Here is a 24,451-nt window from a genome sequence, read left to right on the forward strand (position 1 = left end):
TCATTAAGCCGTTCCAAAGCTATCAAGCGCCGCCCGAAGGCTCGCGATGAATTCTGCCATCCGTCCTTCAAGCGCAGCGGAGATGATTGCGCTGCCGACAATGACGCCATCCGCGCCAAGCGTGACAAGCTCCCGCGCATCAGATGCAGAGGATACACCAAAACCGGCACAAAGATTCGACTTGAATCCAGCGCGCTTAAGTGCGGAGATATTATCCCCAACGTGAGGATCGACCTCAGAGCGCGCGCCCGTTGCGCCATCAACGGCCTGCATAAACAGATAGCCGTCATCATAAGGGCGCAGAGATTCGATATCTACAGCGTCAAGATTGTATGGGACGAACTTGAGCGAGAGCACATCGTAAGCAGCAAGCTTCTCATCAAGTTCGTCGCGATTGGCATCGGGGTAATCCGGAGAGAGAACGGCATTCGCCCCGCTCTCTGCTACGCGAGCGGCAAATGCATCAACACCCATACCGCTAATGATGTCTCCATAGCACATAACCTGTAAGTTTGCCGCAGGATATGCCGACCTGATGCGGGCGATATCGTCCCATGCGTCTTCGGGCGCATGCTGTGCAAGCGCGCGCTCCATGGATGCCCGCACCGTTGCGCCATCGAGACACGGGTCTGCGTATGGGATACCCATCTCAAGCACGTCTGCACCCGCGTCAAGATACATTCCAGCAGCATCAACAGCATCGCCAATCGCTGGGTCACAAAGCGGATAATATGCGACAAGCACCTTATCCCCGCTCAGTTTCTTATTGGCAAGCGAAACTCGCATGCAATTCATTTCAATCACACCCCTAGAAACGCTCGAGCTGTTGTTTAACTACATTTGCAATGGCTTCACCGTCGTACGCGACAAGCATCTCCCGACGACACGAACCGCTGCCAATCACTTCCATGAGCTTCGAGAGCACTGCGAGATGACGCTCGGGATCATCGACCGCCATGAAGAAGACCGCTTCAACCTCCACTTCCCGCTCCGCGTCATCCATACGACGAAAACGCACAGGTCGCTCGAATCGGCCAACAGATATAGCACCGTGCAAGACGCCAATCGGATCACCGTGAGGCAGCGCGACCGCCCATGCGCCCAGGTCAAGACCGGTTGGGAAGGCACGCTCGCGCGTAACAGCAGCTTCAATGTATTCAGGGGTAGCGCAGCCGTGCTCCACGAACGCCGCACCTAGCGTGCGCAGTGCCTCCTCCCAAGTTGCTGGCGCATCCGCGTCATCCGCGAAATACGACCCGAGCACCTCCAAGTCGAGGTCTATTTGCTGTGTTTCCATAGCCAAATCCTTCATATCTAATGCGCTGCAATGGCATGTCTATTTGAGGAGGTCGTAAATCTGCTCAAGAACGCGATCGGCTCCAACGCCTGTCAGAATTGCCGTCGCGCGCACCGTCGGACAGTCGAGCGAGGGAAGCGCAGACGCTGAACACACAAGGTCGGGATGCTGCGTAGCGGCCACTTCCTTGACCTCGACAAGCTTGCAGGTCTCCACACTAGCCTCAATGCCCTTTCCGGCAAGGTAGTCCTTAATTTTGAGACCGATATTGCGGGAGGTAATACCACCGGTGCCGCACGCCACAACGATTTTCTTGGTAATCATGTCAATCCCTACTTTCTAGATGTCACTAATGGTTTGATGGGGCGGTCGCGAGCGGTAGATGGGAGATGCCGCGCGCGCGACCGCCCAGAAATGGAATGCATGCCGTCAGATTGATTCCGCTTGGTCGGCTACATGAAGAACGCGGTTATTTGACCGATGAGCGCGCTCAACCACGAAGAAGCGAAGCCAAGTGACGTGGTAATCGATTCGAATGGCGTACCCTCAAGCACTGCCACCTGCGTATACCAGTCCGCAGTAAGCGAGCACATGTAAAGCGAAATGATCATGATGATGATTCCGCAAATAAAACCGCGGAAGATATTCTTCTTCACATACGGCATGCAGCAGCTCACAAGAAACGGCGCTGCAACAGCAAGGTCGGCAAGCGGCATGACGCGGTTACCAGGAAGGATGAATGCAAGGAGCACAACAAATGGGGTCACGATGATGCCCGTGGCCATGACATCGGGCTCACCCACCAGAATTGCAGCGTCAAGGCCGATGTTCAGATCGCGATTGAAACGCTTACCAAAGTGTTCACGCATGCCGTCTGCCACGGGAGTGATGCCCTCGATCAGCGTGTTTGCAATGCGGGGGAAGATAATCATGAATGAAGCGGTACTGATAGCAAGCATGAGCGTGCCGTCAAACCCTTGGCCGCCAACGATGCCGAAAACGACACCGAGAACAAAACCGATAACCCAAGGCTGCACCGCCTTACCGAATTTGTTCTCAATTGCCTCGGGCGACCAGTCAATCTTCGCCAAGAAGGGGATTTTTTCGACTACCCAGTTCACTGCCATGCCCACAGGAGCGAACACGACTGCGTTACCATGCGGAATCGAAACACCATCAAGGCCATACGCCTCTTGAATCTTAGGCGCCGTGATGTCGGCGAGCTTGAGCACCACGATTTCGGTTATCACAAATGCGACAATGGCAAGAGGGATGTTCCCAGTAATCGCCCAAACGTAGGCACCGCTCAGCGAGAACACGCTGTAGTTGAAGATGTCGACATCAAGCGTATCGGTGAACTTTAGGGTGATGAGCACAACATTTACCAAAAAGCCAATGGGCAGCAGCAGGGCGTAGAATGGTAACGAAAAGAGAATCTGATATGCAGAAGGATTGCCAAGGTCTATAACGTCTAGATTGAACCCCAGCGACTCAACTACGGTGGAGAGTACGGGCGACATCGCACTTGCAAACATACCAGTCATGGTCGACATAGCCACGATCGCAGCCGAAACCTGGACGGCAGCACGAAGCGATCCGAACACGCCCAAGCGAGCGAGAACAAGCGCGACGATGAAAATGCCGATCATGGTAATAACCGCAGACGAGAGGCCTGCAAACCAGTCAAGGGCACCGGCAAGAACTTCCATCTTTCCTCCTTCGAACAAATTCCATAGCGTATAGCCCCATATCTAGAGCCTATGGTTCGAAGGAAGATCGGTACAGATGCAATGGATTCACTTGACTTGTGGCAAAAGCGTGCAAAGAAGCAAGACCAGGGGAGGCCCGACCATTCTGCAAGCCTTAAATGGATATTTCTTCATTTTTACATTGTGCAGATAGCTGGAACGCTATGCGTCAAAATGCCTAATTCCGACTCGACGTTCCGAACAACCGACCCCTACGCGACCCGCTTGCGCTTGGCGAGCGATGCGCAAATGCCCACGAGTGCGCCGAGCAGCGCCGGGGTGACCCAGGCCATGCCCCAATCGGCGAGCGGGAGCGCGTCGAACCAGATATGCACGCCGGGAAAGAAGGCATCGCGCACGGAGCAGATGACGCTCACCACGGCCACAAGGCCGACCACCCAGCGCCACACGAGCGGCACGCGGTCGCACGCGCGGTGCAGCATGCCCATGATCACCAGGCAGATCGCCACAGGATAGAGCGCGTTCAGCAGCGGCACCGAGAACGCGAGGATGGCATCGAGCCCGAAATTCGAGATACAGCACGACACCACGGCGAAGCCGAGCGCCCACGCGCGGTACGGCACGCGCGGCAGCTCCTCGGCGAAATACGTACCGCAGCAGCTGATGAGCCCCGTGCACACGTTGAGGCACGCGAGCAGGAAGATCGCTGCGACCACCACCGTGCCGACGCCGCCGAAGTGGAGCGTCGCCGAGGCCGTGATGACCACCGCGCCGTTCGTCGCGCCGGCGAGCGGCACGGCGAGCTCCGCGCCCACGAGGCAAAGGCCTCCGTACACCGCGATGAGCAGCGCGCCCGCGATGGCGCCCGCCACGCATACCGCGCGCATGACGCGGCCGGGCTCGGTCACGCCGAGCGCGTTGATGTTCGTGGCGATGACGAGGCCGAACGTGAGCGATGCGAGCAAGTCCATCGTCTGGTAGCCCGTGAGGAAGCCCTGCACGGCTGCGGCGGAATCGTACGGGGCGCTCGGCGCGGGAGCGGGCGCGACCTCGCCGCCGAGGTACGCGGCGATCGATGCGCCCACCACCGCCACGATGAGCGCAATGAGCGCGGGGCCGGTGATCTTGCCCAGCAGCCGCGTGAGCTTGCCGGGATGCATGGCGAGCAGGTACGCCACCGCGAAGAACGCGACCGAGAACGCGAGGCGCGCAGCCTCGACGGGCACGCCTGTCGGCAGCAGCGGCTCGAGCATCTCGAACGCCGTGGACGAGGTGCGCGGGATCGCGAGGCACGGCCCGATGGCGAGGTACACGGCCGCCACGAAGATGCGCGAGAAGAGCGGGTGCACGCGGTCGGCGAGCTCGCGGACGGTGCCCGCAAGCGCCACGGCAACGATGCCGAGCACCGGCAGACCCACGCCCGTGAGCAAAAAGCCCGCGAGCGCCAGGAGCACCTCCGACCCCGCCTGCACGCCGAGCAAGGGCGGCAGGATGAGGTTGCCCGCGCCGAAGAACATCGAGAACAGGGTCACGCCCACGTACAGCGCCTGCCGCGGGGTCAATACCTGCCCAGCTGCATGCGATGCGCCCGTCTGGCCGGCCATCCGCGCCCCTCCACATCCGCCATGGCGCCCCGCGTCACGGGTGCGCCGGCTCATACATTCAAACGGTGTCCCATTCTACCGTGTCTTAGGGTGAAACGCAGCAGCGCTGCACGCCGAGGCACGTGGCGGGGCGCGCCAGGTAGCCGGACACGCCCACGCCCGTTGAAGTATGCGGAACTACTGACTTGTTCGGGTAAAAACGGCGCTGTACAACCCTCCCCGAACCCAAAGTGCGCGAAACGAACGGTTTATGGGCACCCCCGGAAGTAGCAAGGGGTTGAACGCTGAAGAAAGCGCAGGTAGGGAGGTTGCCGCATTCCCGGCTACTTGGGCACCCCCTCATAAAACGCTCGTTTCGCTCACTTTGGGAACCAAACCCCTCCGCAACAGCGATAGCAAGCCGGAAACGTTGCCGCGATCCCCGACATCCCCGCGTTTTCCCGGTGGAAGAGAAGGTCGGCACCACGGGGCGGCACGACGGCACCATGAGGCGGTGCGGCCGACGCCACGGGGCGATGCAGCAACGCTGCAGGGCGGCACGGCGACCGCCCCAGCAGCTCCCCTACCCCACCTTCACGATGGGCGCGAACCCCTTCATGAGCTTCTTCACCTGGCCGGTCTTGTCGAACTTGACCTCGATCATGTCGCCCGAGGCGCTGATGACCGTGCCGGTGCCGAAGGTCTTATGGCTCACGGTGTCGCCGGGCGCGAAGGTCTCGGCGGCGCGCGCCGCGTCCGGGCGCCGCTGCTCCACCTTGGGCGCCGCCGCATGCCCGCGCGCGACCCGGCTCGTGCCGCTGCCGAACGTCGCGGGCTTGAGCCCCGCGTCCGGGCTGATGTGCGTGCGCCGCGAGACGCTGCCGGTCGAGCGCGTGTACGAGCCGAACACCCGGCCTCCGTACATATCCGACCCCACGCCGGAGCCGAACGTGCCGTGGCGATCGCCGCGCTTCTCCCAGCCCGTGCCCTCGAAGCCCGCGGATCCCACGCCGGAGAACTCGATGTCCTCCGCGGGGATCTCGCCCACGAACCGGCTGCGCGGGTTCGCCTGCGTGGAACCGTATGTGCGGCGCGTCGCCGCGTAGGTGAGGAAGAGCCGCTTGCGGGCGCGCGTGATGGCCACGTAGGCCAGGCGGCGCTCCTCCTCGAGCTTGGCCGGGTCGTCGGAGAAGCCCGCGACGTGCGGGAAGATGCCCTCCTCGAGGCCGGCGACGAACACCGCCGGGAACTCCAAGCCCTTCGCGGAGTGCACGGTCATCATCGTGATGGCACGCGACTCGCCGGCGAGGGAGTCGAGGTCGCTGCGGAGCGCGAGCCACTCGAGGAGCGCCGGCAGCGCCGCGCAGGCAAGCGGCCCGTACGCGCGCTCGATCTCGCCCGGCGCCGAGTCAATGGGGACGGGTTCATTTGACTCACGCGGGAACACGCCGTCCCCAACCGTATCTCCGGCATCGCGTGAGTCAAATGAACCCGTCCCCATTGACTCATCGGCGATGCCGGCGGCGCGCAGCTCCTCCAGGCTCTCGAGGGTACCCTCGATGTCGTCGTGGCTCTCCTCGAACTCCGCCGCCACGCCCAGGAATTCCTGGATGTTCTCCACGCGGCCCTCGGACTCCATGGTGCCCTCGGCGCGCAGCGCCTGCATGAGGCCGCTCCGCTCCACGATGGCCTCGACCACGTGCTGGAGCTCGCCGTCCATGCGCCGCCCCTCGCGCACGAGCGCCACGAAGTCGCCGAGGGCGTTGCGCACCTTCGCGCTGAACATGCCCGTCTCGGCGCACGCGAACTCGCAGGCCTGGAAGAAGCTGCAGCGGTTCTGCCGCGCGAGCGCCTCGATCTTGGCGATGGAGGTCGAGCCGATGCCGCGGCGCGGCGTGTTGATGACGCGCTTCACGCTCATCTCGTCCGCCGGGTTCACCACCATCTTGAGGTACGCCATGACGTCGCGGATCTCCGCGCGATCGAAGAAGCGCGTGCCGCCCACGATCTTGTACGGCACGCCCGCGCGCAGGAACATATCCTCCAGGATGCGCGACTGCGCGTTCGTGCGGTAGAACACCGCGATGTCGTCGTAGCTCATGCCGCCCGCGTGCAGCTTCTCGATCTCGCCCGCGATCCAGCGGCCCTCGTCGCGCTCGTCGGCAGCCTGGTACGCCTGGATCTTCTCGCCGTCGCCCTCGGCCGTGAACAGGCGCTTGTCCTTGCGCTGCGAGTTATGGCGCACCACGGCGTTGGCGGCCGAGAGGATGTGCCCCGTGGAGCGGTAGTTCTGCTCGAGCTTCACGACGCGCGCCTGGGGGAAATCCTGCTCGAAGTCGAGGATGTTCGAGATGTCCGCACCGCGCCAAGAGTAGATGGACTGGTCGTCGTCGCCCACCACCATGAGGTTCTGGTACTTCGCGGCGAGCAGGTTGGCGATCTCGTACTGCACGTGGTTCGTGTCCTGGTACTCGTCCACCGAGATGTAGCGGAAGCGCTCCTGGTACTTCTCGAGCACCTCCGGGCGCGTGCGCAAAAGCTCGAGCGCGCGCACGAGGAGATCGTCGAAGTCCATGGCGTTCGCCGCGCGCAGGCGGCGCTCGAGCTCCAGGTAGACCTGGGCGGCCTTCTGCTCGGGCGGGGTGTTCGCCTGCCGCATGAACTCCTCCGGCCCCACCATGGCGTTCTTCGCCGCGCTGATCTTCGAGCGAATCATGTTGAGCGGGAACTGCTTCTGCTCGATGCCGAGCGCCTGCATGATGTCGCGCACCATGCGGCGCGAATCGTCGTCGTCATAGATGGTGAAATGCCCGGTGTAGCCCAGCAGGTCGGCGTCCTCGCGCAGCATGCGCACGCACATGGCGTGGAACGTGCACACCCACATGCCGCGCGTGCCATCCGGCAGGAGCGCCTGCAGACGCTCGCGCATCTCGGCCGCCGCCTTGTTGGTGAAGGTGATGGCGAGGATGCGCCACGGGCGAACGTCGAGGTCGGCCACGATGTGCGCGATGCGGTAGGTGAGCACGCGCGTCTTGCCCGAGCCCGCGCCGGCGAGCACCAGAAGCGGCCCCTCGGTGGTGAGCACGGCCTCCTTCTGCGCGGGGTTGAGAGAATCGATGTCTACAGCGTACGTGGGCATGGAAGCGGACCTCCGAACGTTCTGGATCGAGCGCACCCAGTATACCCGCCCGACCGGACAGGGATATGAACCCGGCGTGGTGATCCGGACGGTGCGTCACAGCAAGACACCGCGCATACCGCCGCATGGGAGCCCGATCCCACCCAAGACACCAAATGCGCACGAATACGGGCATATTTAGGACGCACGATGGTATTCGAGCAAATTGTCATATTATTGAATATACATGTGAGAATACGCAATTATATGCGATACGTGCGCACCCATGCCATCCGCGCCTCCAGCAATTGTTTCGTTTCTGGCACCGGGGTCACTCTGTATACAAACTCTATGGCACTTTGTTAAAGTGATGGGGTTTCATGGTCGTATATATCAAAAAGGAGGGTCCATGCTCATCGCAAACGGCACCGTCCATGATGGCAGGGGCAACGCGTTCCCTGCGAGCGTCCGCATCGAAGACGGCGTGATCACCGAGGTCGCTCCGGATCTCCCGGCCCGCGAGGGCGAGGAGGTCTTCGACGCCACCGGCATGGAGGTCATGCCCGGCTTCGTCCAGGCGATCGGCCACTGGGGCGTCAACGGCTCCATGACCGAGATCCGCCCGTCCTCCCAGGACAACGACGAGCTCTCCGAGCCCATCACGCCGGAGCTCGAGGCGTTCTACGCGTTCAACGGCCGCGCCGCCTCGACGCAGCAGCTCGGCGCCTGGGGCCTCACGGCGCAGGGCGTCGCCCCCACGGACAACAACCTCTTCGGCGGCGCCATCTCCGTCGTCGGCCTCACGGGCGTGAACCCCTACGACCTCCTCATCAAGCGCAACGTCGCCATGGCGGCCTCCGTCATGGGCAGCATGCGCGACGCCTACGGCAAGCGCGGCGCCGCCCCGCAGACCCGCATGTGGATCTTCACCCACCTCGACGAGCAGCTCCGCCTGGCCGAGGCCTACGACCCCAAGCCCGAGGAGAAGCCGAACGACAAGCTCGCGGCGCTCAAGCCCGTGGTCGAAGGCGAGCTTCCGCTCATCGTCTCGTGCGACAGCGGCGTGGCCATCGCGCACGTCCGCGACATCCTCGCGAAGTACCCCAAGGTGCGCTTCGTCATCCTGAACGGCTCGGGCCTCACGGGCGACGAGGACTGGATGGTCGAGCGCGGCGTCTCGCTCATCGTGCGCAACCCCAGCTCCCCGCTCGACGAGGCCGGCGCCCCCGCGCCCTTCTCGTGGAAGGCCGTCGCCAAGCTCATGGACAAGGGCGTCGACGTGGCGCTCGCCGGCGAGTACTCCAACACCCTCGGCGCGCGCGAAGACCTCATCTGGAACGCCGCCGAGCTCATGAAGGAGCTCCACGACGAGGAGCGCGTGCTCGCCGCCATCACCTCCGCCCCGGCGAAGATCCTGGGCGTCGAGGACACCATCGGCGCCATCGCGCCCGGCATGCGCGCCGATGTGTGCGTGTGGAGCGCGAACCCCCTCAAGACCTACGACGCGCATGCGGTGCGCACCTTCCAGGCCGGCGAGGTCGTCTACGCGGAAGGGGACGAGAAGACATGCATGTGATCAAGGGAGCCACCCTCTACACCATGGCCGAGGCGGGCGTGACGCGCGCCGACATCGCCATCGACGGCGGCAAGATCGCCGCGATCGCCGAGACGATCGACATCCCCGGTGCCGAGGTCATCGACGCCATGGGCATGGTCGTGACGCCCGGCTTCGTGGACGCGCACAGCCACGTGGGCGGCTTCGGCGGGCATGGCGAGCAGCAGGACCTGAACGAGCTCACGACGCCCCGCACGCCGGAGCTCGACGCCCTCTACGGCATCGACCCCACGAGCGAGTTCTTCGCGAAGAACCTCGAGCAGGGCATCACCACGAGCTGCCTCGTGCCGGGCTCCGGCAACGTTATCGGCGGCTGGGGCATCGTGCTCAAGAGCGCGGGCGACGACCGCCTCATCAAGCACCCCGCCGTGCTCAAGGCCGCCACGGGCATCAACCCCAAGGGCGTGTACTCCAAGCAGACCAAGAGCCCGATGACGCGCATGAGCATCATCTACCTGCTCCGTTCCTACCTGCGCGACGTCCAGGACTACATGCGCCGGAAGGAGGAGGCGGCCGCCGACCCCGAGAAGCAGGCGCCCGAGTTCGACCTCGGCCTCGAGCACGGCATCCCCGTCCTCAAGAAGGAGATCCCGCTCAAGGTCCACACCTACATGCACGACATGACCCAGGTGGTCGAGATCGCCCGCGACTTCGACATCGAGGTCACCATCGACCACGCCCAGGGCGCGAGCGACTTCTACGACACCCTCTCCGACCCGCACGTGCGCGGCGTCATCTTCGGGCCCACCGCCGAGCCCCTCTTCCCGGGCGAGGGCGGCAAGCTCGACCCCGAGTGCTGCGCCGGCCTGGACGAGCGCGGCATCCCCGTGGCCGTCATGACCGACGGCCCCATCACCGTGAAGAACCAGCTCATCTTCGAGATGGGCGAGGCCGTGCGCTGGGGCATGGACCCGGTGCGCGCGCTCGCCATGGTCACGTCGAACGCGGCGCACATCATCGGCGTCGAGGACCGCGTGGGCACGCTCGAGGTGGGCAAGGACGCCGACCTCTGCATCTGGACCGCGCTGCCCTCGCTCGCCACGGACGCCGTGCTCAAGCGCGTCATCATCGACGGCGCGACGGTCTTTTCCGAGGAGGCCTAGCATGAAGAACTACCCCGCGTGCAAGACAGTCGACGTGGTCGAGAACTGGCACGGCATCGAGCTCGCCGACCCCTACGCCTGGCTGCGCGACAAGGACGACCCCGAGGTGCGCGACTTCGTGGCGCGCGAGAACGCCTATACGGACGCCTACTTCGCCACGCGCGGCGTGGACGAGAAGATCGCCCAGCTCAAGGCCACGCAGCTGCCCGAGAACTACATGACGGTCGAGCCCTTCGGTGAGGGCTACGTGACCTCGCGCTCCACCGACGGCGGCGGCTACGACATCGCGATCCTCGACGCCGACTTCAACGAGACGGGCACCCTGAAGGACCTGCCCGGCCTCGGCGACCTCGAGCTCTTCCGCGCGCTGCCCGCGCCCGGCCGCACCGACATCATCGGCCTCTTCGCCCAGCACATGGGCGCGGCGCGCCCGTCCGTGGTCGTCTACGACCTCGAGCGCAAGGCGCCCGTCTTCAAGGCCGACGGCACGTTCTCCATCGCGTGGTCGCGCGCGACGGGCAAGATCTACTACGCGCTCACCGAGTCGAACCTCGAGACGCACGAGTGCCGCAGCTCCTGGCGCTGCTACGACCCCGCGACGGACACCGAGGAGACCCTTTTCGCCCCGGACGAGAACTACATCATTGCCTACGTCGAGATGTCCGGCGACGGCCGCTGGGCGCTCTTCGGCGCGGCGAGCGACTACTCCCGCGCGCTGTGGTACGCCTGCGATACCGCCAGCGGCGCGGTGCACCGCCTCTCCGAGGCGCCCGAGGCGTGGCAGTACATCGACTCCACGGCCGACGGCCACTGCTTCGTCTCCACGAGTGAGAACGACCACGGCGAGGTCGTCGCCGTGGCGAACGACGGCTCCCAGCGCACCGTCCTCGCCCCGCAGGACCGCTTCTTCCTCACGGGCGGCTTCTCGTGCGCGGGCAAGCTCTACGCCCTCGCCCTCGAGGACGTGAGCGCCCGCCTCATCGACGTCGCCACGGGCGAGGCCATCGAGCTGCCCGACCCCATGGGCGAGCTCAGCGTGGCCGGCAAGGACGACGCCCGCGCCTTCCTCTCGTTCCAGAGCTTCACCATGCCCCCGTGCATCCTGGCCTTCGACGGCGAGCGCTTCGAGAAGGTCTACGCCACGAGCGACGCCACCCACCCCGACATCGTGGTGGAGCAGCACTTCGCGCCCTCCACGGGCGACGGCACGCTCGTCCCCTACTACCTCGTGCGCGCCCGCGACGCGCAGCCCGACGGCACCGCGCCCGCGCTCATGTACGCCTACGGCGGCTACAACAGCCCCACGCTCCCCTGGTACACCGAGCTCGTCTCGATGACCGAGGTGCCGCGCTGGGTGGAGGCCGGCGGCGTGTACGTCCACCTCAACCTGCGCGGCGGCAGCGAGTACGGCCCGGCGTGGCACGAGGCCGGCATGCTCGACTCCAAGCGCCACTGCTATGAGGACTTCATCGGCGTCACCGAGCAGCTCATCAAGGACGGTTGGGCGAGCGCCGGCAACATCGGCATCGTGGGCTGCTCGAACGGCGGCCTGCTCATGAGCGCGCTCGTGACCATGCGCCCGGACCTGTGGGGCTGCGTGATCGACTCCGTGCCCCAGACCGACATGATCCACGTGGCCGACGACGACCGCGGCCCCATGTACATCACCGAGTACGGCGACCCGCGCGCCTCGAAGGAGATGTTCGAGTACTTGCTCTCGTACTCGCCCTACCACAACGTCCAAGACGTCGCCTACCCGCCCGTCTACATCCAAACGGGCGAGTGCGACAACAACGTCCCGCCCTACCACGGCAAGAAGTTCGCCGCGCGCGTGCAGGCCGCGACGACCGGGGACGCCCCCATCTTGCTGCGCGTGCTGGCGCAGGGCAGCCATAACCGCGGCGGCACGCCCGAGGAGTTCTGGCGCACCATCGCCGAGATGCACCTCTTCCTGGAGGAGCACCTGAAGGGAATCGGCTCATGCTGAAATACATGATCAAGCGCATCCTGTTCATCATTCCGTCGGTGTTCATCGTCTCGGTGCTCACCTTCGTGGTGCTCTCGCTCTCGCCGGGCACGCCCGGCCAGGCGGCGCTCGGCATCAACGCCACGCAGGAGCAGATCGACGCGTTCAACCACTCCGTGGGCTACGACCGCCCGCTGCCCGAGCGCTACATCGACTACATGGCGGGCGCCCTCCAGGGCGACTTCGGCGAGTCCTACACGCAGCACAACGACGTGGCGGCCATCCTCATCCCGAAGTTCCCCACCACGCTCACCGTCGCCTTCCTGGCGGTGCTCTTCTCCGCCGCGCTCGGCATCCCCATCGGCGTGCTCGCGGCGCTGAAGAAGGGAACGGCCGTGGACGTGGGCACCACCACGATCGCGCTCGTGTTCGCCTCCATCCCGAGCTTCTGGCTCGGCCTCATGCTCATGCTGCTCTTCTCCCTGCAGCTGGGCATCCTCCCCTCGCACGGCATCGGCACGTGGAAGAACCTCGTGCTGCCCGTGGCCACGCTCGCGCTGCCCTCGGCGGCCTACGTGGCGCGCATGGTGCGCATCACCATGCTCGATGAGTTCAACCAGGACTACGTGCGCACGGCGCGGGCGAAGGGCGCGAGCGAGAACCGCATCGTCTTCATCCACGTCATCCGCAACGCCATGATGCCCGTCCTCACGAACCTCGGCATGAGCTTCGCCGGCCTCCTCGGCGGCGCCATCATCGCCGAGCAGGTCTTCGGCCTGCCGGGCTTCGGCAGCGCCATCCTGAACGCCATCAACATGAAGGACACGCCCATCGTGCTGGGCGCGACGCTCTTCCTCTCGTTCACCTACATGATCATCATGCTCGTGCTCGACTTGGTGAACGCCCTGCTCAACCCCAAGTTCCGCGACAGCATCGAGAAGGCGTGATGACGCATGGTTACGAAACGTTCTAAGAAGCGCGAGGAGAAGCTCGTGAAAGCCGCCGTCGAGACCGGCGGCAGCCAGACGCGCGACATCATCCGCGCGTTCATGAAGCACAAGGTGTCCGTCGTGGCGCTCGTGGTGCTCGTCATCATCCTCATCGCGGCCATCGTCTCCGGCTTCATCTTCTCGGAGGAGCAGATCACCGCCATCACCGCGGCCGCCCGCCTGCAGCCGCCCTCGCTCGAGCACTGGTTCGGCACGGACGCCTTCGGCCGCGACGTGTTCGCCCGCACCGTCTACGGCGCGCGCTACTCGCTGTTCTTCGGCCTCACCACGGCGGCGCTCTCGCTCGTCATCGGCACGGCCATCGGCTCGGCCTGCGCCTACCTGGGCGGCACGTTCGACATCGTGGTCATGCGCATCATGGACTCGCTCGTGTGCATCCCGTCGCTTTTGCTCATGCTCGCCCTCGTGGCGGTCATCGGCCGCGGCATGCACGGCATCATCATCGCGCTCGTGGTGACGAGTGTGCCGGGCACGGCGCGCATCGTGCGCTCCATCGTGATCGGCGTCGTGCAGAACGAGTACGTCGAGGCCGCGCGCGCCGCCGGCGTCACCACGCCGCAGATCATCTGGCGCCACGTGCTGCCGAACGCCTTCGGCCCCATCCTGGTGAATATTCTCATGAACATCTCGGGTTCCATCATCTCGGCCTCGAGCATGAGCTTCCTCGGCATGGGCATCCAGCCCCCCACGCCCGAGTGGGGCGCCATGATCAACGACGCGCTGCCGCTGATCCGTACCTCCCCGTACCTCATCGTCTTCCCCGGCATCGCGGTGCTCGTCACCTCGCTGTGCTTCAACCTGCTGGGCGACGGCCTCACCGATTCGCTCGACCCGCACAGCCGCTAAGGATCCGCGCGGCATCCACCGCGCTTGCAGACGGCTCCGTAGAGAAAGGACACACATGAGCATGACGCAACCCACCCGCAGGCAGTTCCTCGGCGGCTCGGCCGCACTCCTCGCCGCGATGGGCGTGAGCGGCCTCGCCGGCTGCTCGGGCGGCTCGGACACGGGTTCCGCCGCCTCGGGTTCCTACGGAATCCCGCTCGGGGACGAGCTCACCATCATCTCGCTCATCACGAACGGCACCTTCACCCCGGTGAACGCCGCCGCGGGCTTCGACAAGGTCGTCCTGCACGCCCTCTTCGACACGCTCTTCGTCTTCGACGCCGACGGCAACCTGCAGCCCTGCCTGGCCGAGAGCTACGAGCAGAACGGCTTCGACGTCACCATCAAGCTCCGCACCGACGTCTCGTTCACCGATGGCGCGCCGCTCACGGCCGACGACGTGGTGTTCTCGTTCGACGTCTACGAGAACGACACCGTGAACGGCCCCTACATCCGCCAGTACATCACGAGCATCGAGAAGGTCGACGACGCCACCGTGCTCGTACACTCGCTCCGCGACGACGAGCTGTGGAAGAACATCCTCGCCGAGTACATCTACATCATGGAGGCCGCCACCTACGACGCGTCGAGCTCCTACGCCGATTCCGCGCCCACGGGCACCGGTGCCTACCTGCTCGATTCCGTGGACGAGGCGCGCACCGTGACCCTCACCGCCAACGAGGACTACTGGGGCGGCGCGCCGGAGTTCACGACCGTGCGCGTCCAGGCGCCCGTCGACAGCTCGACGGCGCTCGTGGCGCTCCAGAACGGCGAGGCGAACCTCGTGACGCAGATCGCGCTCTCCGCCGTCGAGACCGCGCGCGAGGACCCCAACCTCGAGGTGAGCACCTTCGCCTCGTGGTCGCAGCAGATGCTCGGCGTCTGCACGGGCGACCAGGCGTTCCGCCAGGCCATCTTCCACGCCATCGACCGCCAGAACATCATCGACATCTGCAACGACGGCGAGGGTGAGCCCGCGACCGACATGTTCTCGAAGAAGATCATGGGCGACCTCGCCGGCTCCGTGGAGTTCACCGGTTACGACCCCGAGCTCGCCCAGGAGCTCATCGCCCAGTCCGAGACCGACCTCTCGCAGACGTTCACCATCTACACCTACGACGCGGCCGACGTCGCCCAGTGCATCCAGCAGGACCTGGCGAAGATCGGCATCAACATCGAGGTGGGCGCCGTCGACTCCAACACTTACTCGCAGGCGCTCATCGACAAGACCGCTCAGATGTTCCTGGGCGCCTTCGGCACCGATATGCTCACGCCCGATAGCTTCGTGGAGCTCTTCCTGGCCGAGGGGACGTTCTACTACTTCCCCATCTCGGACGAGTTGCGCCAGAAGGTCGCGGACATGCTCGCCATCCCGAGCATCGCCGACCGCCGCGACCTCGTGATCGAGATCATGGGGGATATGGTGGAGGAGGCACCGATCGTGCCGCTCTACGACAAGAACTCCTACGATGTCTACACCAAGGGCTTGGGCGGCGTCCTGCCGTCCTCGAGCGGCACCTACGTGTACTACGTGGGTGATTTCACGAACGAGCAGCAGTAAGCGCGGTGCTACGGCGTGCGCCCGCTGCGCTCACAGGGTAACCAGGGGTGGGTTTCCGCCCCAGTAAATAGGGGCACAAGCCCCAGAAAGGAAGGAAAGATGAGCACTCCACAGGTCTCGCGTAGGCAGTTCGTGGGCGGCTCGGCCGCGGTCCTCGCCATGCTGGGCGTGGGCGGTCTTGCCGGTTGCGGCGGCAACGCTGGCAGCGGATCCGGTGACGCCGCGGGCGGCATCGCGCTCACCGACACGTTCACGATGATCTCGGTCGCGAGCAACGACTCGTTCGACCCCATCGTGGGCACGGGTGCCGACAAGGTCACCATGCACTCGATCTATGACAACCTGTTCATGTTCGATGGCGAGGGCAACGTCGAGCCCATGCTCGTCGACACCTACGAGCAGGACGGCAACGTCGTCACCGCCACGCTCCGCGACGCGAACTTCTCCGACGGCACCCCCGTCACGGCCGACGACGTCGTCTACAGCTGGGATATGCTCAGCGCCGACCCCTCGCAGGGTCCCTACATGTCCAACTACATCACGGACGTCGAGAAGGTCGACGACAAGACCGTCAAGATCACCGTCGTGCGCGACGACACCTCGTGGATGAACATCCTCGCCGAGACCATCTACATCATCCCCAACGGCTCCTATGACCCCGAGGCGAACGACTACGCCTCCGAGCCCCCCATCGGCTCCGGTGCCTACACCTTCGAGTCCGTCGACGAGGCCCGCACGGTCACCCTCAAGGCCAACGAGGACTACTGGGGCGGCGCACCCGCCTTCAAGACGGTCGTCGTCCAGGCGCCCGTGGACTCCTCGACCTCGCTCGTCGCCCTCCAGAACGGCGAGGTGAACTGCGTCTCCATGATGGCCGACACCGCTGTGGAGACCGCGCGCGGCGACGCGAACCTCAACGTCGTCGAGTTCGAGGCGTGGGGCCAGCAGATGCTCGGCATCCTCGTGGGCGACCAGGCCTTCCGCAGCGCCATCTTCCACGCCATCAACACCCAGAACATCGTTGACGTCGTGACCGGCGGCTCGGCCGAGCCCGCGAAGCAGTTCTTCGCCAAGAAGCTCCTCGGCGAGGAGTACGACGGCGTCGTGACCTTCGACGCCTACGACCCCGAGCTGGCCAAGGAAGAGCTCGCCAAGTCCACGACCGACCTCTCCCAGACCTACTCCATCACCACGACCGACGAGGCCGGCGCGCAGTGCGCCCAGTGCATCCAGCAGGACCTCGCCGCCATCGGCATCAACGTCGAGGTCGAGAGCGTCGACGTCAACACCTGGTCCTCCAAGCTCATGGACCAGACGCTCCAGATGTTCATCAACGCGCTCGGCACCGACATGCTCGCCGCGGACAGCTTCATCCAGCTGCTGCTCGGCGACACCTCGGTGTACTACTACCCCATCTCCGACGAGCTCAAGGCCAAGGTCGCCGAGATGAACTCCATCCCGAGCGTCGTCGACCGTCACGACCTCGTGGTCGAGATCCTGAACGACATGCAGGTCGAGTGCCCGATCGTGCCGCTGTACGACACCGTGAGCTACGATGTCTACACCGCGGGCATCGAGGGCTACCTGCCCTCTTCTGCCGGCACCTACGTGTACTACCTCGGCAAGCTCACCAAGTAAGCGAGCCGCAGGCTCTGGGGGCGCGGGTTCTGCGCGAGCCCGCGCCCTTGGGGGCGTCCACCGTACCGCTTCATGCCGTCCGACGCGCCGCGCACGCGTCCGCGCAACCGGCGTCGGCCGACATGAATCGATACCGACCACATGATGCGTAGGTGCCCAGGCACCGGGCTATCACGAGGAGGAGAAGCAATGGCAGATGAGAACCTGCTGGTCATCGATGGGTTGAGGGATGTCCTGAAGCTCAAGAACGGCGAGGCCGCCTATCCCGTGGACGGGGTGAGCTTCACCGTGCCGCGCAGCAAGACCGTGGGCCTCGTGGGCGAGTCCGGCTGCGGCAAGTCCATGACGGCGCGCACCGTGATGCGCATCCTGGACAAGGGCATCTCCGTCGCCGAGGGCCACATCACCTTCGACGGCGAGGACCTGCTCGCCCTGCCCGAGCCGCAGATGCGCGACATCCGCGGCAACCGCATCGCCATGATCTTCCAGGAGCCCATGACGGCGCTCAACCCCTCCATCTCGGTGGGCAAGCAGGTGCGCGAGGCGATCCTCTTGCACGAGAAGGTCTCGCGCGCCGAGGCCAAGGAGCGCGTCATCCAGATGTTCCGCGAGGTGGGCATCCCCGAGGCCGACCGCCGCTACAAGTCCTACCCGCACCAGCTCTCCGGCGGCCTGCGCCAGCGCATCTGCATCGCCATGGGCATGATCTGCAACCCCGACCTCCTCATCGCCGACGAGCCCACCACCGCCCTCGACGTGACCGTCGAGGCGCAGATCCTCGAGCTCATGAAGCGCCTGCAGCGCGAGAGCGGCATGTCCATCCTCATCATCACGCACAACCTCGGCGTCGTGGCCGACATCTGCGACGAGGTGAACGTCATGTACGCCGGCCAGATCGTGGAGCACGCCACGAAGGCCGAGATCTTCAACCGCCCGCTCCACCCCTACACCATCGGCCTCATGGACGCCATCCCGCGCGTGAACGGCGACATGGAGCACGACCTGCACACCATCCCCGGTACGGTGCCCGCGCTCGGGAACTTCCCCGAGGGCTGCCGCTTCTGCACCCGCTGCCCGTTCGCCGACGAGCGCTGCCGCACGCAGGCGCCCGCGCTCGAGGACGCCGGCGACGGCCACCTTGTCCGCTGCTTCAAGCCCCAGGAGGTGCGCTAAGATGGCGACCGAGACCATGACCGATACCACGCCCGAGACCATTCCGGCAGCGCCCGGCGCCGAGACCGCGGTGCTGCGCGCCGAGCACCTCACCAAGCACTTCAAGACGAACGCCGGCGTGGTGAAGGCCGTCGACGACGTGTCGTTCAGCATCGCGCGCGGCGAGACCCTCGCGCTCGTGGGCGAGTCCGGCTGCGGCAAGTCCACGCTCGGCCGCATGGCGGTGCGCCTCATCGACCCCACCTCGGGCAACGTCTACCTCGACGGCGAGGACATCACCAAGGTGAAGGGCAAGGCCCTGCGCGAGGCGCGCAAGAAGATGCAGATCGTGTTCCAGGATCCGTTCTCGTCGCTCGACCCGCACCTCACCCTGGGCGAGATCATCGCCGAGCCGCTCCGCGCCGCCGGCGTCTCCAAGGCCGAGCAGCGCGAGCGCGTGCTCGCCCTCATGGAGCGCGTGGGCCTGGGCAAGGAGTTCTACGAGCGCTACCCGCACCAGCTCTCCGGCGGCCAGCGCCAGCGCGTGGGCATCGCGCGCGCCCTCGCGCCCGAGCCCGAGGTCATCGTCTGCGACGAGCCCGTCTCGGCGCTCGACGTGTCCATCCAGGCGCAGATCCTGAACCTCCTGCGCAAGCTCCAGCGCGAGACGAGCATCTCGTTCCTGTTCATCTCGCACGACCTCGCCGTGGTGCGCTACATCTCCACGCGCATCTGCGTGATGTTTTTGGGGCAGCTCTGCGAGGTGTGCCCCACGCCGGACGCCTACACGCGCCCGCTCCACCCCTACACGAAGCTCCTCATCGAGTCCGTGCCCATCCCGGATCCCTCGCAGGCCGACCGCAAGCGCCAGCTGCTCGAGGGCGAGATCCCCTCGCCCATCAACCCGCCGGCCGGCTGCCGCTTCTGCACGCGCTGCCCCTACGCCGACGACACGTGCCGCACCGTGAAGCCCGCGATGCGCGACTTCGGCGAGGGCCGCTTCTGCGCCTGCCACCACCCGCTCGAGGGGTAGGCCGCGCGCCGCACATAGCAGTGAACGCGAAACGCTCGCGGAGAAGCCCCACGGCCGCTTCGCGAGCGTTGTTCGTAGGCGGCGTCCGCGCGCGACGCACGAACCTGGTATTCCGTCCCTCAAAAAACAAGGTTATCCGATAACCTTGTTTTTCTCATTCAGAAAAACAAGGTTGTGCGATAACCTTGTTTTACTGACACGGTTGAACAAGGTTAGGTTGAACCATGGGAACCTATGAACAACGCTACTGGCTCAATGACACCTGGGGCATGAACCGCAACGAGCGGCAGTCGGGGACGTACCATCCATACATCCCCACCATGCTCATGGAGCAGGATATCGTTCTCACCGCCTCGGCTTCCCAAGCGGTCGCGCAAGCGCAAGCGGACATTTCCCTCCTCAACGAGCGCGTTCAGCATCTCATGGGAACTGAGCCCCTTGCCCGCCTTATCCTGCGCTCCGAAGCGATGGCCTCTTCAAAGATCGAGGGCCTCACGATGAACGCCGGTAAGCTCCTGGAATATGAGGCGCTCGAGGAGCTGGGCGTCCCGCATCGGCTCGACCGGAACGAGGCCGCGATCCTTGCAAATATCTCCTCCATGCAGGAGGGAATCATCGAAGCGGCACGGGAACATACCATCACGGTGGAGACCATTTGCGATGTCAACAAAAGGCTCCTCGAACATACAGATATGGCGAGCTACGGCGGCGTGCTGCGTACAACACAGAACTGGATTGGTGGCAACAACGTGAACCCTATCGGAGCCGCCTTCGTTCCACCGGTTCCCGAGCGCGTGCCCCTCCTGATGAAAGACCTCGTGTCCTTCATCAACTCATCGGAGTTACCAGCGGTCGCCATCGCTGCAATCGCGCATGCTCAGCTCGAAACCATACACCCCTTCGCAGACGGAAATGGACGTACGGGTCGCACGCTCATCCACATCATCATGAAACGAAGGGGTGTCGCAACGCGCACGATTCCGCCCGTATCGCTTGTGCTCGCCACCGACAAAGACCGTTATATCGCGAATCTTTCAGCATATAGAACAGACGAGGACGACCCCGCGAGCGATTCGTTCGTGGTAGCCGCAAACGATTGGATCGAATATTTCGCACGCGCCGTCAGCTTGAGCTGCGATCGAGCGTCTGCGTTCGAGCAGCGGCTGTCAGCGATTGAGGATTCTTGGCGCTCGACCCTGCGGCCGCGCGCCCATTCGGCGGCGGACATCCTGTTGGATAAGCTCGTCGACAACCCTGTCGTGAGCATTAACTCCGCCAAACGGCTCACCGGAAGAAGCTACGAAGCGGCGCGCAACGCCGTTGCATCGCTTGAGGCTGCGGGAATCCTCGTACAGAACGCGCGCAATCGCAAAAGCGGCATCTATGTCGCACCAGACGTTCTGAATGCCTTCACGCTTTACGAGCGCGCGCTTGCCACGCCGGGCGGAGATACCGCCACGGTAAAGCCGCAGCGGCCGGTTCCACAGCGGCCGCCGCGATAAATCGGTCGCGAGCATTCCAAAACGAGGCACCGCCCATCGCGTTTCTCGTTCGATACAACTATGACCGCGAGCCCACCAATGTGTCCTCGCGGTCATATTCCATTTGGTGCGGTATAGAACGCAAGCTTGGAGCCGGAGCAACGCCCGCCCCGCTACTTCTCCTCGTACGCCTCCTCGCGGCGGGCGACCTCGTCGATGAGGATTGAGTCGCCGTGCTTGGCGGCGAGCACCGTGAACAGCATGAACGCGCCCATGAGCGTGATGTAGCCGAAGAGCATCGTCGGCGCCGCGTCCATGACGAAGCCGGAGAGGATGGGCGTGACCACCTGCGCCGCCATGGAGACGGTGTAGTAGTAGCCGGAGTAGCGGCCGACGCTGTTCGAATCGCAGAGCTCGAGCAGCATGGGGTACACGCACAAATCGACGCCGCCCAGAGCCGCGCCCATGAACAGGAATACGACATAGAAGAACGGGTTGAAGCCCGGCACGAGCCAGATGATCGCCGAGCCGATGACCACCACCGCGGAGGTGATGACCGCCATGACCTTGCGCCCGTACTTGAGCGAGAGGTTCGCGATGGGCACGTACGACAGCAGCCCGCCCGCGATGGTCACGATGTTGATAATGGCGTAGCTGCCGCCCGCCATGCCGAAGAACGCGTCCGCGTAACGCGAGATGTTCGTGGTCATGGCGTTGTAGCTCATGTAATAGAAGAACGTCGCGGCGAGGATCATGATGATGGACATGCGCACCGACGGGTCGGTGATGCGCTGCTTGCCGCCGGCCTCGGGCGAATCGTCGGTATCGATGTCCGCCTCCTTGATGCCCATCTCGAGGCTCTTCTCGTGCATGCGCTCCACGAGACGGGGCTCGCGCACGCGCCAGAAGTAGAGGATGGCCGAGCCCAGGATGAACGCCGCCTGGAGCCCGAAGAGCGGCAGGTAGTCCGGGTGCTCCACGTCCGGAACGAGCAGCGTGATGGCCACGAGCATGACGCCCGTGCCCGCGTAGCCCACGATCTTCTCGATGGAGTCCGCCTTGGTACGCAGGGGGCGCGGCGTGATGTCGGCCACGATGGCCACCGTCATGGTGCGGTAGGCGCAGATGGCCACGAGCGTGAGCAGGATCATCGCGATGAACAGCGGGAAGCTGCGCAGGTTGTTCGCCACGGCGATGAGCGGCACGGCGATGGCCGCCACCACGGAGCCCACCATGATGAACGGGGTGCGGCGGCCAAGCTTGCTCGAGCAGCGGTCGGACAGGATGCCGAAGAGCGGCAAGAGGAAGAGGCCGAAGACGTTGTCGAGCGCCATGACCACGCCCGTCGCGGCGTTATCCAGGTGGAATGTCTCGGTGAGCATGAGCGGCACGATGCCGTCAAACACCTGCCAGAAGCTGATCATGCCCATGAAGGGCAGCGAGGCGAAGGCGACGCTCACGTAATCGAGTCGGCTCGCCGCCTTCACCGCCTGTTTGCTGATAGCCATGCAAATCCTTTCTCATTCATCGGGGACGGGCTTCGATGCACCGTCGCGTCACCGTAGCACGCCGTTGCCCGCGGGCGTCACCGGCGCAGCGCGCGAGGCGCAAACGCCCCGTCATCACATCTCGAGCTGACCGAGGTTCGCCAGGAACGCCACGTAGAAACCGATGCCCCGCTTGTACACGTCGACGCCGATGCGCTCGTTCTCCGCGTGGATGAGCGCGCGGGCCTCGGCGGAGTATTCGAAACCGCAGAAGCGGTACACGTGCTCGCAGATGGCGTTGAACTCGCGCGAATCCGTGCAGGAGTTCTGGACGTACGGCGCGAAGCCGGCCTCCGGATACACGCCCGAGACGCACCGATGCAGGTAATCGAAGGCCGCGTCGTTCTCGAACGGGCTGATGGGCGCCGGTTCGGTGTAGGGCACAGCCTGGGCGATCTCGACCGTCACGTGGTCGGGCGACACACCGCTCGCCAGGCACTCCTCCACCGCGAGGGCGCGGGCGCGCGCCACAGCGTCGTCCACCGTCTCGAACGGGGCGACGCGCACGTTGAAGTTCGCGCGCGCCACCGGCGGCAGCACGTTGTGCGCGGGCGACCCCTCGAGCTGCGTGAGCGCGTAGGTGGTGCGCAGCATCGCGGCGGTCTCGCCGTTCGATGCCATGATCTTCGCCACGAGCGGGCGCGTGAGCCACAGGTTCGAGAACACGAGCCGGTAGAGCATGCTGCTCCTGCTCGCGAGCTCGGCGAGCGTCGCGTCGAGCGCCTCGGTGAAGCACGGCATGCCCGGGTTCGACGCGATGCGGTCGCACACGCGGGCGAGCAGGAGCGGAGCGTCGGTGCGCGCGGGCGTCGAGGCGTGCCCGCCGTCGGCGCGCGCCGTGACCGTGAGGTCCACGTGCCCCTTCTCGGACACGCCCACCATCGCCACGGGCACCTTCACCCCGAGCGGTGTGTCGCCGGCTACGGCGCCGCCCTCGTCGAGCACCATGGCGGGGTGGATGCCGTGGTCGCGCAGCCAAGCCACGGCGTCGCGCGCGGCGGGTCCGCTCACCTCCTCGGCGTTCGAGGAGAAGAACCACACGTCGCGCGGCGGCTGATAGCCCCGGCCGATCAGGTACTCGGCGGCCTCGAAGAACGCGCCGATGATGCACTTCGTATCAAGCGACCCGCGCGCCCAAATCTCGCCGTCGATGATCTCCGCGCCGAAGGGGTCGTGCTCCCAGTGCTGACCGTCGACGGGCACCACGTCGTGGTGCGCCATCATGACGATGGGATCGAGCGCCGGGTTCGTCCCCGGCCAGCGCATGAGCATGCCGAACTCGTCGATCATGTGGAGCTCGCACGCGGCGAACGTGAGCGGATACAGGCGGCGCAGCGTGGGAACCCAGCGGGTGAACGGCTTGCGGTCGACGAGTTTCGGGTCGTCGCGCGATATGGTGGGCACGCGCAGGAGCTCCTGGAAGCGCTTGACCGCGTCGTCATCCGCATGGTACACACCTGCATCGAGCGGCGCTCCCGCAGGACGCGCGGGCTTCATCCGCGCCGCCCGCACCGCGCAGAACCCCGCAACGGAGCCGATACCCACCGCCGCGGCGGCTGCCGCGCCCTTCATCAACATCTTCGCGTGCATGTGATGCCTCCTAAGCCGGCAACCATCCTGTTGGGATGGTAGTATTGTAGCCCTTTCGCGCGGGCTACCCCGCCAGCCGGCCAGGATGTCCGCAGGGAGGCAGGATTTCGGGCGCACGGATCCCAAAATGCGCGAAACGAACGTTTTATAGGCACCCCCGGAA

18 protein-coding genes are annotated in these 24,451 nt (G+C 64.9%); 10 read left to right on the plus strand and 8 right to left on the minus strand.

Annotated elements, in window-relative coordinates; genetic code table 11:
* Nucleotides 1-3 precede the first annotated feature (3 nt).
* From trpA to BN423_RS05505, 6 genes are all read right to left on the minus strand, one after another.
* Nucleotides 4-795, minus strand: a complete 792-nt coding sequence (trpA, locus tag BN423_RS11200; protein ID WP_026097286.1) for a tryptophan synthase subunit alpha — start codon at nucleotides 793-795, stop codon at nucleotides 4-6.
* A gap of 13 nt (nucleotides 796-808) precedes the next feature.
* Nucleotides 809-1,297: a PTS sugar transporter subunit IIA gene (locus BN423_RS05485; RefSeq protein ID WP_019239261.1), complete on the minus strand. Its 489-nt coding sequence runs from the start codon at nucleotides 1,295-1,297 to the stop codon at nucleotides 809-811.
* Nucleotides 1,298-1,336: 39 nt separating this feature from the next.
* Nucleotides 1,337-1,621 (minus strand): PTS sugar transporter subunit IIB, encoded by a 285-nt coding sequence (locus BN423_RS05490; protein WP_019239262.1) that lies wholly within the window; start codon nucleotides 1,619-1,621, stop codon nucleotides 1,337-1,339.
* Nucleotides 1,622-1,749: 128 nt separating this feature from the next.
* On the minus strand, nucleotides 1,750-3,006 hold the full coding sequence (locus BN423_RS05495; protein ID WP_019239263.1) for a PTS transporter subunit IIC: 1,257 nt from the start codon (nucleotides 3,004-3,006) through the stop codon (nucleotides 1,750-1,752).
* A 251-nt stretch (nucleotides 3,007-3,257) separates the two neighbouring features.
* Complete coding sequence (gene brnQ / locus BN423_RS05500) at nucleotides 3,258-4,610, minus strand: branched-chain amino acid transport system II carrier protein (RefSeq protein WP_019239264.1); 1,353 nt, start codon at nucleotides 4,608-4,610, stop codon at nucleotides 3,258-3,260.
* 562 nt (nucleotides 4,611-5,172) lie between these two features.
* On the minus strand, nucleotides 5,173-7,728 hold the full coding sequence (locus BN423_RS05505) for an ATP-dependent helicase (protein ID WP_019239265.1): 2,556 nt from the start codon (nucleotides 7,726-7,728) through the stop codon (nucleotides 5,173-5,175).
* 388 nt (nucleotides 7,729-8,116) lie between these two features.
* Between BN423_RS05505 and BN423_RS05510 the strand changes: the two genes are divergently transcribed.
* From BN423_RS05510 to BN423_RS05555, 10 genes are all read left to right on the plus strand, one after another.
* Nucleotides 8,117-9,283 (plus strand): amidohydrolase family protein, encoded by a 1,167-nt coding sequence (locus tag BN423_RS05510; protein WP_019239266.1) that lies wholly within the window; start codon nucleotides 8,117-8,119, stop codon nucleotides 9,281-9,283.
* Nucleotides 9,274-10,425 (plus strand): amidohydrolase family protein, encoded by a 1,152-nt coding sequence (locus BN423_RS05515; RefSeq protein WP_019239267.1) that lies wholly within the window; start codon nucleotides 9,274-9,276, stop codon nucleotides 10,423-10,425. The genes BN423_RS05510 and BN423_RS05515 overlap by 10 nt, the downstream gene beginning before the upstream one ends.
* A 1-nt stretch (nucleotide 10,426) precedes the next feature.
* Nucleotides 10,427-12,412: a prolyl oligopeptidase family serine peptidase gene (locus BN423_RS05520; RefSeq protein ID WP_019239268.1), complete on the plus strand. Its 1,986-nt coding sequence runs from the start codon at nucleotides 10,427-10,429 to the stop codon at nucleotides 12,410-12,412.
* Nucleotides 12,406-13,338, plus strand: a complete 933-nt coding sequence (locus BN423_RS05525) for an ABC transporter permease (protein ID WP_019239269.1) — start codon at nucleotides 12,406-12,408, stop codon at nucleotides 13,336-13,338. Before BN423_RS05520 ends, BN423_RS05525 begins: the two co-directional genes overlap by 7 nt.
* Nucleotides 13,339-13,344: 6 nt before the next feature.
* Nucleotides 13,345-14,247 (plus strand): ABC transporter permease, encoded by a 903-nt coding sequence (locus tag BN423_RS05530; RefSeq protein ID WP_019239270.1) that lies wholly within the window; start codon nucleotides 13,345-13,347, stop codon nucleotides 14,245-14,247.
* Nucleotides 14,248-14,302: 55 nt separating this feature from the next.
* The gene (locus tag BN423_RS05535; protein ID WP_019239271.1) at nucleotides 14,303-15,847 is read left to right on the plus strand and encodes an ABC transporter substrate-binding protein; all 1,545 of its coding nucleotides are present in this window, start codon (nucleotides 14,303-14,305) and stop codon (nucleotides 15,845-15,847) included.
* Between the two features lie 99 nt (nucleotides 15,848-15,946).
* Nucleotides 15,947-17,485 carry an ABC transporter substrate-binding protein gene (locus BN423_RS05540; RefSeq protein WP_019239272.1) on the plus strand — a complete coding sequence of 513 codons (1,539 nt, stop codon included), beginning with the start codon at nucleotides 15,947-15,949 and terminating at the stop codon, nucleotides 17,483-17,485.
* A 189-nt stretch (nucleotides 17,486-17,674) separates the two neighbouring features.
* On the plus strand, nucleotides 17,675-18,658 hold the full coding sequence (locus BN423_RS05545) for an ABC transporter ATP-binding protein (RefSeq protein WP_019239273.1): 984 nt from the start codon (nucleotides 17,675-17,677) through the stop codon (nucleotides 18,656-18,658).
* Between the two features lies 1 nt (nucleotide 18,659).
* Nucleotides 18,660-19,670 carry an ABC transporter ATP-binding protein gene (locus BN423_RS05550; protein WP_019239274.1) on the plus strand — a complete coding sequence of 337 codons (1,011 nt, stop codon included), beginning with the start codon at nucleotides 18,660-18,662 and terminating at the stop codon, nucleotides 19,668-19,670.
* 224 nt (nucleotides 19,671-19,894) lie between these two features.
* On the plus strand, nucleotides 19,895-21,172 hold the full coding sequence (locus tag BN423_RS05555) for a Fic family protein (protein ID WP_019239275.1): 1,278 nt from the start codon (nucleotides 19,895-19,897) through the stop codon (nucleotides 21,170-21,172).
* 152 nt (nucleotides 21,173-21,324) lie between these two features.
* Here BN423_RS05555 and BN423_RS05560 read toward each other — a convergent pair whose 3' ends face one another.
* Nucleotides 21,325-22,659 (minus strand): MFS transporter, encoded by a 1,335-nt coding sequence (locus BN423_RS05560; RefSeq protein ID WP_019239276.1) that lies wholly within the window; start codon nucleotides 22,657-22,659, stop codon nucleotides 21,325-21,327.
* 114 nt (nucleotides 22,660-22,773) lie between these two features.
* Nucleotides 22,774-24,288 (minus strand): M20/M25/M40 family metallo-hydrolase, encoded by a 1,515-nt coding sequence (locus BN423_RS05565; RefSeq protein WP_019239277.1) that lies wholly within the window; start codon nucleotides 24,286-24,288, stop codon nucleotides 22,774-22,776.
* Nucleotides 24,289-24,451 lie beyond the last annotated feature (163 nt).

Origin of the sequence: Enorma timonensis (genome assembly GCF_000321165.1) — a bacterium.
Classification (GTDB): Bacteria; Actinomycetota; Coriobacteriia; order Coriobacteriales; family Coriobacteriaceae; genus Enorma.